General features: G+C 63.7%; 13 protein-coding genes. 12 read left to right on the top strand and 1 reads right to left on the bottom strand.

Annotated elements, in window-relative coordinates; translation table 11 throughout:
- From ELS24_RS16200 to ELS24_RS16145, 12 genes are all read left to right on the top strand, one after another.
- Positions 1 to 282, top strand: coding sequence for a K+/H+ antiporter subunit F (locus ELS24_RS16200; RefSeq protein ID WP_050446953.1), 282 nt, complete (start codon positions 1 to 3; stop codon positions 280 to 282).
- Positions 279 to 620: a monovalent cation/H(+) antiporter subunit G gene (mnhG, locus tag ELS24_RS16195; protein ID WP_050446952.1), complete on the top strand. Its 342-nt coding sequence runs from the start codon at positions 279 to 281 to the stop codon at positions 618 to 620. Before ELS24_RS16200 ends, mnhG begins: the two co-directional genes overlap by 4 nt.
- A 258-nt stretch (positions 621 to 878) precedes the next feature.
- On the top strand, positions 879 to 1,376 hold the full coding sequence (locus ELS24_RS16190; protein WP_240669318.1) for a hypothetical protein: 498 nt from the start codon (positions 879 to 881) through the stop codon (positions 1,374 to 1,376).
- A 174-nt stretch (positions 1,377 to 1,550) separates the two neighbouring features.
- Complete coding sequence (locus tag ELS24_RS16185) at positions 1,551 to 2,399, top strand: HAD family hydrolase (protein ID WP_127184697.1); 849 nt, start codon at positions 1,551 to 1,553, stop codon at positions 2,397 to 2,399.
- Positions 2,400 to 2,409: 10 nt separating this feature from the next.
- Positions 2,410 to 2,910 (top strand): tRNA adenosine(34) deaminase TadA, encoded by a 501-nt coding sequence (gene tadA / locus ELS24_RS16180; RefSeq protein ID WP_127186366.1) that lies wholly within the window; start codon positions 2,410 to 2,412, stop codon positions 2,908 to 2,910.
- Positions 2,907 to 4,031 carry an LD-carboxypeptidase gene (locus ELS24_RS16175; RefSeq protein WP_127184696.1) on the top strand — a complete coding sequence of 375 codons (1,125 nt, stop codon included), beginning with the start codon at positions 2,907 to 2,909 and terminating at the stop codon, positions 4,029 to 4,031. The genes tadA and ELS24_RS16175 overlap by 4 nt, the downstream gene beginning before the upstream one ends.
- Positions 4,032 to 4,147: 116 nt before the next feature.
- Positions 4,148 to 5,752 carry an ABC-F family ATPase gene (locus tag ELS24_RS16170; protein WP_050446949.1) on the top strand — a complete coding sequence of 535 codons (1,605 nt, stop codon included), beginning with the start codon at positions 4,148 to 4,150 and terminating at the stop codon, positions 5,750 to 5,752.
- A 238-nt stretch (positions 5,753 to 5,990) separates the two neighbouring features.
- Positions 5,991 to 6,761 (top strand): ABC transporter ATP-binding protein, encoded by a 771-nt coding sequence (locus ELS24_RS16165; protein WP_050446948.1) that lies wholly within the window; start codon positions 5,991 to 5,993, stop codon positions 6,759 to 6,761.
- Between the two features lie 73 nt (positions 6,762 to 6,834).
- A complete protein-coding gene (locus tag ELS24_RS16160; RefSeq protein ID WP_050446947.1) occupies positions 6,835 to 7,833 on the top strand; it encodes an ABC transporter substrate-binding protein in 999 nt (332 codons plus the stop codon).
- Positions 7,830 to 8,603 carry an ABC transporter permease gene (locus tag ELS24_RS16155; RefSeq protein WP_050446946.1) on the top strand — a complete coding sequence of 258 codons (774 nt, stop codon included), beginning with the start codon at positions 7,830 to 7,832 and terminating at the stop codon, positions 8,601 to 8,603. The genes ELS24_RS16160 and ELS24_RS16155 overlap by 4 nt, the downstream gene beginning before the upstream one ends.
- A 10-nt stretch (positions 8,604 to 8,613) precedes the next feature.
- Entirely contained in the window at positions 8,614 to 9,441 is an 828-nt protein-coding gene (locus ELS24_RS16150; protein WP_127186365.1) for a transporter substrate-binding domain-containing protein, read from the top strand.
- 36 nt (positions 9,442 to 9,477) lie between these two features.
- Positions 9,478 to 10,065, top strand: coding sequence for an IMPACT family protein (locus ELS24_RS16145; RefSeq protein ID WP_127184694.1), 588 nt, complete (start codon positions 9,478 to 9,480; stop codon positions 10,063 to 10,065).
- 144 nt (positions 10,066 to 10,209) lie between these two features.
- Here ELS24_RS16145 and trxA read toward each other — a convergent pair whose 3' ends face one another.
- Entirely contained in the window at positions 10,210 to 10,584 is a 375-nt protein-coding gene (trxA, locus tag ELS24_RS16140) for a thioredoxin (RefSeq protein ID WP_050446945.1), read from the bottom strand.
- Between the last annotated feature and the right edge of the window lie 111 nt (positions 10,585 to 10,695).

Here is a 10,695-nt window from a genome sequence, read left to right as displayed (position 1 = left end):
ATGAATACCGCACTGTATTGGGCAGCGTCCTTTGCCATGGTGTGTTTTGCGCTGGGCATGGTGTTTGCCTCCGTCCGGCTGTTGCGCGGCCCCACCGCGCAAGATCGCGTGCTGGCGCTCGACACGCTGTACATCAACGGCATGCTGATGATGCTGGTGTTCGGCATTCGGTCGGGGTCGTCGCTGTATTTCGACATCGCCTTGCTGATCGCGCTGTTCGGCTTTGTCGGGTCCACCGCCATGGCGCGCTTCCTCTTGCGCGGCGAGGTGATCGAACCATGATGGACGCCCACATTCCCCTGTGGGCTGGTATTCCGGCCTGCATTCTGATGGTGCTGGGCGGCTTGCTGGCATTGACTGGTTCCGCCGGCCTGCTGCGCTTTCGCAGCTTTTATGCCCGCATCCACGCGCCTACGCTGGGTAATACGCTGGGTTGCGCCTGCGTGCTGCTGTCGTCCATCCTGGTGTTTTCTGCGTGGTCGGCGCGGCCGGTGTTCCATGAAGTGATCATCATTTTGCTGCTGGTCGTTTCGTCGCCCGTTACCGCCATGCTGCTGATGCGCGCAGCCACGTATCGCAAGCGCCTGACCAAGGCCGACGCCGACCAGGACGCGCGCTAAGGTCGTAACAAGCGACACGGCATGTGAACGTAACCAACCATGGCGCAGCGCGGCATTTCTCGCGAACAGGGGCAACTGCCCCTGTTTTTCCGCCTGTGCGGACTTCGTCGCAAATCTGGCGCTTGATACGGAACCTTACGAAATCACGTCGCTCGTCATGTGCCTGGCGCGCCGCCGTGGGATAGTGGTTACAAGCAGTCGGCGTGGCCCCAGTTCGGTCCATGCCGTCTACAGTTCAATTCTTCAAAGGAGCTGGCCATGAACGTACGACCCATGCATACCCAACGCCTTGCGGCATCCCTTTGCGCCGCTGGCTTGATGCTGGCGGCGGGGGCGGTCCACGCGGCAGATGCGATTGGCCGCGCCGCCATCCAGTCCCAATACGAGCAGGACGTGGCGAACTGCAAAAGCGGCAAGTCCAACCAGGACCGCGCCACCTGCATGCGCGAAGCGGGCGCTGCCCGCCAGGAAGCCAACCGTCAGAACTTGAAGGAAGGCTCCACCGCCGATTATCAGCAGAACATGCTTGACCGTTGCAATCGCCTGCCAGCCACGTCGCGCCAGGATTGCATCACGCAGATGACGTCGCCCACCAATGTGCGCGGCAGCGTGCAGGGCGGTGGCGTCTTGCGTGAAACGGTGATCCAGGTGCCTGCGGGCACGGTGCCGCCCAGCACCACCATGCCGCCGCCGGCGGCTCCGGCCCCGGGCATGGCCCCCCCGCCCGCCACCACGGGCGCCCCGATGCGCCAGTAACCCCCGCCAATAGCAAGCGTGCCCTGAAGGGCCATGACGACGGCGCCGCGGCCCCGCAAGGGGTTTCGGCGCCGTATTTGCGACGGCCGACGGCGCAGCGGCCGTCACATTCAGGCAAAATGGCGGCTGTTGCGCGCTTGCGCGCTTGTCACACCCCCATTCACGCACCTTCCCATGTCCGACGTCATCGCCCTGATTTTCGATTTCGACGACACGCTGGCCTCGGACAGCACGTCCGGTTTCCTGGAGAGCATCGGTGTGGACACGGCCTCGTTCTGGAAGGACGAAGTCGACCCGCTGTTGTCCCAGCAGGACTGGGACCCCGTCCCCGCCTATCTGTACAAGATGATCCAACTGTCGCAGGCGGGCACGCATGGGCCCATCACGCAGCAGCGCCTGAAAGACTGGGGCGCGCGCCTGGACCTGCATGACGGCGTGCCGACCCTGTTTCAGCGGCTGCGCGCCGCGGTGCGGGCTGAGCAGCCGCAAGTCCAGCTAGAGTTCTACTTGATCTCAAGCGGCATCGGCGACGTGGTTCGATCCACCCCCATTGCCCACGAATTCACCGAAATATGGGCTTCTGAATTCGTCTATGGCGACGATGGCGGCATCGCTTTTCCACGGCGCATCGTCAGCTTTACCGACAAGACACGGTATCTGTTCCACATTCAAAAGGGCATCATCGGTCGCGACTTCCGCAACAAGCCCTTCGAAGTCAACCGCAAGGTGCCGGAAGACCGCTTGCGCGTGCCCTTCGACCAGATGGTTTTCGTGGGCGACGGTTACACCGATATCCCGTGTTTTTCCTTGATCCGGCGCGCCGGCGGTTTTGCTTTTGGCGTCTGGGACCCCAAACACCGCGACAAACGCAGCCGCGCCTGGGGCTTCATCGAAGAAGGGCGCGTGTCGAACCTGAACCAGGCCCGTTACGACGAACAGGCCGAGCTGTACCAATGGCTGGAAGAGGCCGTGACCAGCCTGGCCGGCCGTATCGCGCTGAAATCACGGGTGTACCGTGGTTGAGGCCGGCCCCGTGGCGGCGGTTACGGCAGTTGCGCCCTGGACCGCGGAAGACGAACGTTACATCGGGCTGGCGCTTGAAGAAGCCCAGGCCGCCTACGCCATCGGCGAGGTGCCGGTGGGCGCCCTGGTCGTTTCCGCGCAGGGCGAGATCCTGGGGCGCGGCTACAACCGCACCATCATCGACCACGACCCCACCGCCCACGCCGAAATTGTCGCCTTGCGCAGTGCGGCGCGGCAACTGGAAAACTATCGCCTGCCCGGCATCACCGTATACGTCACGCTGGAACCCTGCGTGATGTGCATCGGCGCCATGCTGCACGCGCGGCTGGCCCGCGTCGTGTTCGGCGCCTACGACCCCAAGACCGGTGCCTGTGGCAGCGTGCTGGACGTGGGTTCCGTGCCCAAACTCAATCATCACACTTCAGTCACCGGCGGCGTGCTGGCGGAACCTTGCGGCGATCTGCTGCGCCGGTTCTTCCGTGAACGCCGCACCAAGGAATCCATCGCATGAGCACCCGCAAACCCGCCAAATCCGCCTCCAACAAGGCGGCTCGGCCAGCCAGCAAGGCGGCCCCACCGGCGGCTAATAAGGCGGCTAATAAAAAGGCGGCCAACCCGGCGGCCACTACGGCAGCCGCCACGGCAAGCGCCGCCCACGATCATGATCACGGGCTTGCCTGCGGCGAAGACTGCGGCCACGATCACAGCCATGATCACGCCGAAGGGCAGGTCATGCCGGACGCCCGCGGCATCTATCTGATCTCGCCGTCGTCGGCCGTGCGCGACCCCGCCACGGTTGAATTGGCGCGCGAGCGCTTGCAGCAGCAGGGCTTCAAGACCGCCCTGGACCGCACCGCTTTTGCCGAGCATCAACGTTTTGCCGGCACCGACGCCCAGCGCGCGGCCAGCCTGGCGCGCGCCATCAAGCAAAAGCTGCCCATCGTCATGGTGACGCGCGGCGGCTATGGCATGGGCCGCCTGCTGGACCAAATCGACTGGAAGGCCATGGCCGACAGCGGCAAGCGCTTCGTGGGCATGAGCGACTTCACGGCATTCAACCTGGCGCTGCTGGCGAAGACGGGCGCGGTCAGCTACACCGGCGCGACCGCCGTGGCGGATTTCGGCGGCAAAAAGGTCGACGACCTGACCGAAGCGCTGTTCGGCGAGGTCATGCGCGGTGAGCTTGAAATCCTGAGCTTCGAGACCCAAGACGCCGACCCGGTCGACGCCCGCGGCATCCTGTGGGGCGGCAACCTGGCCATGGTGGCGTCCCTGATCGGCACGCCGTACATGCCCAAGGTGCGTGGCGGCATCCTGTTCCTGGAAGACGTCGCCGAACATCCGTACCGCGTGGAACGCATGCTGATCCAACTGTGGCAGGCCGGCATTCTGGCCAAGCAGAAGGCCATTGTCCTGGGCCGTTTCACCGACTACAAGCTGGCCCCGCACGACAAGGGCTACGACCTGCATGAAGTCGTGGCGTGGCTGCGCAAGACGGTCAAGGTGCCGGTCATCACCGGCTTGCCCTATGGTCATGTTGCAACCAAGGCCACGCTGCCCATCGGGCAAAAAGTGGGCATCGCCACCGAGAAGGGCCTGGCCCACCTGGTGCTGGACGAGCACCACCACTGATCGGGTACGCACGGCCCGAAGCCTGAGGCGCGCGGAGCGCAGGCGGGAAAAACCCATTTGCTACACTATTGGGTTTCCTCGCATGCGTCTTCGGGCGCCTTCAGACTCAAAATACCGTGATATCCACAGCCAATCTCACCATCCAGTTCGGTCCCAAGCCCCTTTTCGAGAACGTCAGCGTCAAGTTCGGGGAAGGCAACCGGTACGGGCTGATCGGGGCCAATGGGTCCGGTAAGTCTACGTTCATGAAGATCATCGGCGGCGACCTCGAAGCCTCCGGTGGTAATGTTTCGCTTGAGCCGGGCGTGCGCCTGGGCAAGCTGCGCCAGGACCAGTTCGCGTTCGAAGACCTGCGCGTGCTGGACGTCGTCATGATGGGCCACACCGAGATGTGGGCCGCCATGTCCGAACGCGACGCCATCTACGCCAACCCGGAAGCCACCGAAGACGACTACATGCGCGCGGCTGACCTGGAAGCCAAGTTCGCCGAGTACGACGGCTACACCGCCGAAGCGCGCGCTGGCGAACTGCTGCTGGGTTTGGAAATCGCCGTGGACCAGCACAATCTGCCCATGCGCGAAGTGGCCCCGGGCTGGAAGCTGCGCGTGCTGCTGGCACAAGCGCTGTTCTCGAACCCCGACGTCCTGCTGCTGGACGAGCCCACCAACAACCTGGACATCAACACCATCCGCTGGTTGGAAAACGTGCTCAACAGCTACCAGAGCACGATGATCATCATCAGCCACGATCGCCACTTCCTGAACCAGGTGTGCACGCACATGGCCGACGTGGACTACGGTGAAATCCGCATCTACGCGGGCAACTACGACGACTACATGCTGGCCTCCACCCAGGCCCGCGAACGCCTGGTGTCCAACAACGCCAAGGCCAAGGAACGGGTTGCCGAACTGCAAGACTTCGTGCGCCGCTTTGCCGCCAACAAGTCGAAGTCGCGCCAGGCCACCTCGCGCCTGAAGCAGATCGACCGCATCAAGGCCGACCAGGTCGTGGTCAAGCCGTCGTCGCGCCAGAACCCGTACATCCGCTTTGAACAGAACAAGGTCATGCACCGCCTGGCGGTCACGGTCGAAAACCTGACCAAGGCTTACGACGCGCCCGTCATCACCAATTTCTCGGCCATGGTCGATGCCGGCGAAAAGATCGCCATCATCGGCGCCAACGGCGTGGGCAAGACGACCTTGTTGCGTTTGCTGGCCACTGAGCTGCAGCCGGATTCGGGCTCGGTGAAATGGTCTGAAAACGCCGACCTGGGCTATATGTCGCAGGACGTCTCCGACCAATTCCTGCAAACCGACATCAACCTGCTGGACTGGATGGGCGACCACCGCCAACCGGGCGACGATGACCAGTCGATCCGCTCGGTGCTGGGCCGCCTGCTGTTCTCGGCGGATGACCTGCCCAAGGCGCCCAAGGTGCTGTCCGGCGGCGAAAAGAACCGCATGACCTTCGGCCGCCTGATGCTGGGCCGGCACAACGTCATGCTGCTTGACGAGCCCACCAACCACCTGGACATGGAATCGATCGAATCGCTTCAGTTCGCCTTGGAAAAGTACGAAGGCACGCTGGTGTTCGTGTCGCATGACCGCGAATTCGTGTCCGGCCTGGCCACCCGCGTGATCGAAATCCTGCCGTCGGGCGAGATCATCGACTACCGCGGCGGCTACGAAGACTATCTGGAATCGCGCGGCATCGAAGCCTGACGCCCCTTCAGTGGCTACAGGTCAAGCACGGCGCGCCCTTGGTGGCGCGCCGTGTTGTTTTTGGCCTGGCCAACATCCGGCCGGGCAGGGCTGGCGGCTTGTGTCTTACAAGCCTGGGCCTCGCATCAGGGTCTTATATAACTACTAGCTTTAAAGACATTCAATATCGATTGTTTGAGTTCATATAACGGATTGTTAGATTGGAGCCTCGTTTTCATGCCCGGCCAAGATTCGTCCTATGAACCTGAACTTCGATCACGTCCACAAGCACTTCGGCGACCTGCCCGTGGTGGATGGCTTCACCAGCGAATTCAAGAGCGGTGAGCTCGTCGCCCTGGTCGGCCCGTCCGGCTGCGGCAAGTCCACGCTGCTGCATCTGGCGGCGGGCCTGGAAAAACCCACGCAGGGCAGCGTTCTGGCCGACGGTAAGCCCGTGGCCGGTCCGCATCCCAGCCGCACGCTGGTGTTCCAGGAACATGCGCTGTATCCCTGGCTGACGCTGGAAGACAACGTGGCGCTGGCGCTGGAATTCCAGAACGTCGGCAAAAAGCCTGCCCGCGAGGCGGCCCGCCAGTGGCTGGCGCGTGTCAGCCTGGCCGGTTTTGAACACTACTATCCGCATCAGGTGTCCGGTGGCATGCGGCAACGCGCGGCGCTTGCGCGTGCGTTCATCGCGCAGCCCAAGACGATGCTGATGGACGAACCCTTCGGCGCGCTTGATGCGCTGACCCGGCTGAGCCTGCAAGACGTGCTGCGTCAACTGATTGCTCAGGAAAAGCCCACGGTCTTGCTCGTGACCCACGACGTTGACGAGGCCCTGTTTCTGGCCGACCGCATCGTGGTCTTCAGCCCCCGCCCGGCGCGCGTGTTGCGCGAATTCAACCTGGCCAATCGCGTCAAGACGCACGACCTGACGGATCTGGCCGCTGAAAAACGCGAGATCCTGCGACTGCTGGGCATTGCGGTGGACGGCTCGCACGCCGACGCCGACATGGCCTTGGCCGCCTGATCCCATTCCCCGTATTCCTCATTTGTGGCGGCGTTCGCGCATTGCCAACCTTGTATCCCCTGGAGTTCCTCTGATGAAATTCAAGCAATGGCTTTCCCTGCCGCTGGCGGCCGCGCTGCTGGCCGCGGCCCCTGCAATGGCCGCCGAAAAGTTCCGCGTGGGCTATCTGCGGGTGATGGACGACGCGCAAGCGATCGTGGCCCAAGAGGGCGGCTTCTATCAAAAGGCCGGCCTGGATTCCGAACTGATCGAATTCAAGTCGGGCACTGACCTGATCAAGGCGATTGTCGGTGGTCAGCTGGATATCGGCGTGCTGGGCTTTACCAACGCCGTGGCGTGGGCCTCGAAGGGTGCAGACCTGAAAGTGGTGGGCGGCGCACAGCAGGGCTATCACTCGCTGGTCGTGCGTGACGATTCCGGCATCCAGGACATCGCCGGTTTGAAGGGCAAGACGCTGGCCTCGCAAGCCGAAGGCAGCACCGCGGACGTAGTCTTGAAGGGCGTGGTGCTCAAGCAAGGCAAGCTGAACGCCGACGACGTCAACATCATGGGCGTGAGCCCGGCCGTTGCCGTGCAGTCGCTGGTGGGCAAGCGCGTGGACGCGGCCTTCCTGTTCGAACCCTATGACCGCATTGCGCAGTTGGTGGCGCCGGTCAAGCAGATCTACGAAGTGGGTCAGGCCTGGCCGTTCCCGTGCATGGTCGTGATTACCTCGGGTGAAACGCTGGCCAAGCGCAAGGACGATGTCTGGAAGGCGCTGGACGCGCAAAACCAGGCCATCACGCTGCTGCAGAAAGAACCCGCGCAGGCGTCCAAGCTGATCGCGTCCTACTTCATCGCCGAACCCACCTTGAAGACGCTCAAGCGCGGCGAATTGCCGCGTGAAACGGTGATCGCCGAAGCCATCAGCACGCAGGTGTTCACGCCCAAGCTGACGGAGAAGGACACGGCCCGCATGCAGGAAATTGCGGACATCCTGCAAGCCCAAGGTTCGCTGAAGACCCGCGACGGCAAGCCGTACGACGTGTCCAGCATCGTTGATCTGTCCTGGCAAGAGGCGCGCAAACTTTGAGCTCGTCTACCCGTGTGACCGGCGCCCGCAAGCATCTTGCGGGCGTTTTGGGTGTCCTTTTCATTCTTCTGCTGTGGCAATCGGCCGCGTTCGTCCTGCCTGATTTCCTGATGCCGGGCGTGCCGGCCGTTGTCGAACGCCTGTTCGAAGACCTGGGCAAGCAATCCTTCCATCAAAGCCTGATGGGTACCTTGGGCCGGCTGGGCGCAGGTTATAGCCTGGCGCTGCTGGCGGGCATCGGCTTTGGGCTGGTGGCCGCGGTGCTGTTCTTCTTTCGGGAAGTGCTGCGCAGCGCCATTGTCATCCTGCAATCGATTCCGTCCATTGCCTGGGTGCCGCTGTTCCTGATCGTGATGGGCTTTGGCAACACGCCCATCATCGTGGTGGTGGCGCTGTCGGCGTTCTTCCCGGCCGCGCTCAGCGTCATGAACGCCACCGAATCCGTGCAACGTGTGCATGTGTCGGCGGCGCGCGTCATGGGCGCCACGCGGTGGGGCCTGGTCAAGCGCGTGTACCTGCCCGCCGTCATGCCTGAACTGATCACGGGCGCGCAGCTTGCCTTTGGCAACGCCTGGCGCGCGCTGATCTCGGCCGAAATGCTGATCGGTTTCGGCAAGGGCCTGGGGCGCTCGCTGGCGTACTCGGGCGAGATCGCGGACATGACGGGCGTGATGACCAACATCCTTGTCATCGCCGTGCTGGCTGCTTTGATCGACCAGTTCGTGCTTGAAAACCTCAAGCATCGCTTGTTGCGTTACCAGTACGTGTAGGTCCATGCCCATGATCCGGCGCCTGACCCATCTGACTCATCTGTTCGCTCTGACGGCTGGCCTGCTGCTTGCCGGCGCGGGGACCGCGCAGGCGCAGCAACCCGCGGGCTTTGCCGCCGCGAAGGCACGCGGCGAATTGGTGGTGGGCGTGCCGTATCTGGCGCCGCTGCCTGTTGCGGGGGCAAAGATACGCACCCCCCATGGGCTGGACGCCAACATGGCGGAAAAGCTGGGCCTGAGCCTGGGCCTGCCGGTGCGCTTGCAGCAGGTGCCGGCGGACGAGGCCGGGGCGCGCTTGGCGGCCGGCGAGGTGGACGTGGTGCTGGCGGATCAAGCCAGCGCCCCGCCATCCGGCGTGGCGGTGCAACCCACCGGTTACCGCACCCGCCCCAAGGCCGTCATACGCAGCGACACCACCCTGCGCACGCCGGCCGATGTTCGGGGTCGAAGCGTCTGCATGGCCGAGGCGGCAAGCGAAACGCGTGCGCTGGCCGAAAGCTGGGGCGCCGTGGTGCGCACCTACCGCGTGCCGTCCGACGCGCTGGTGGCGGTGCGCGAAGGCGCTTGCGATGTCGGCTTGGTCGATGACGCCGTGTGGGGGCCGCTGGTGCGCTTTCCCGAATGGAAGAAGTTCTCCTCCACGCTGGAACCGGACGGCACGCGGCGCGAACGCGTATGGCTGTTGTCCGCTGCGGACTCGGCCAGTCAAGCGTGGCTGGCAGGCGAAATGAAGGCATGGAACCAGTCCGGCGCCTGGAAGGCGATGACGGCGAAGTGGGCGCGCGACGTCGCTTTCGACGTCTACCTGGACCAGGAAGTGCCCGACTGCCACGGCTAGGGCGGCGCGTGCGGTCCAGCACTTACAATGCCGGGCATGACGCACACGTTGACCGCTCCTTGCTCGTATCAGGAAGACATCAAGAAAAGCCGCTTCGTCGCGTACGCCGCCCCGGTTGCCACCGTGGAAGAGGCGATGCGATTCTTCGCCGAGCGCGGCGACCCCGAGGCCACCCACAACTGCTGGGCGTATCGCATCGGGCAGGAATATCGATTCAACGACGATGGTGAGCCCGGCGGTACGGCGGGCCGACCGATCCTGCAAGCGATCGAGGGCCAGGACATGGACCGTGTGGCCGTGCTGGTGGTGCGCTGGTACGGCGGCATCAAACTGGGCGCTGGCGGCTTGGTGCGGGCGTATGGCGGCTGCGCGGCGAATTGCCTGCGGTTGGGCCAGCACAGCGAAATCGTCGACTTGGCCACTGTTCGCTGCGCCTGCGGTTTTGCGGAACTGGCGCTGCTGAAGTCGCGGCTGGCGCAGGCCGGCGCGGTGGTGCAGCAGGAAGACTTCAACGAAGACGGCGTGGCGCTATGTTTCGTGGCGCCGCGCACCGTGATAAGTGACCTGGAAGTCACCGTGGCCAACATCACGCGCGGGCGCTCGGCCTGGGAAGTGCTGTCATAGCGACGGTGATGGAGATGGCTACGGCGATGGCGCCAGGCCGACGATAGGGGCGGTGGCGGCCAGGCCGATTGCGAAGACGGCCCCACAGCTGCATTGAAAAAGGGCCCGGATCATAGCGAACCGGGCCCTTGTGTGTTTACGCACTTACGCGTTCTGGCTGTCTTGCGCCGCGGCGATTTCCTGGTGGACCTTTTCCATGTCCACTTCCTTGATCTTGGCCAGCAGCTCATTCAACTGCCCGCCCGACAGCGCGCCGGGTTGCGAGAACAGCAGGACCTTCTCACGGAAGACCATCAGCGTGGGAATTGAACGAATTCCCAGCGCGCCGGCCAGTTCCTGCTCGACGTCGGTGTTCACCTTGGCAAACGTGACGTCGGTGTGCTCGGTCGCGGCTTGCTCAAAAACGGGAGCAAAGCCACGGCACGGGCCGCACCACGGAGCCCAGAAGTCAACGATCAGGGTACCGTCAGGCGTAATGGCTTCCTGGAAGCTTTCTTTGGTGAGTTCAACAATACTCATTTTGGATCCTTGCCGCGGAGCGCGGCGCAAAAAGGCGGTATCGGGGATCCGGGGTGTGCCAGCCCCGGCCTGATTCGGCGACGCTTTATGTGCCACGCGCTCTGGGTCAAT

Source organism: Achromobacter spanius (genome assembly GCF_003994415.1).
Classification (GTDB): Bacteria; Pseudomonadota; Gammaproteobacteria; order Burkholderiales; family Burkholderiaceae_B; genus Achromobacter; species Achromobacter spanius_C.
Note: the sequence above shows the minus strand (reverse complement) of the source record. Positions and strands in the feature narration are given on the sequence as shown.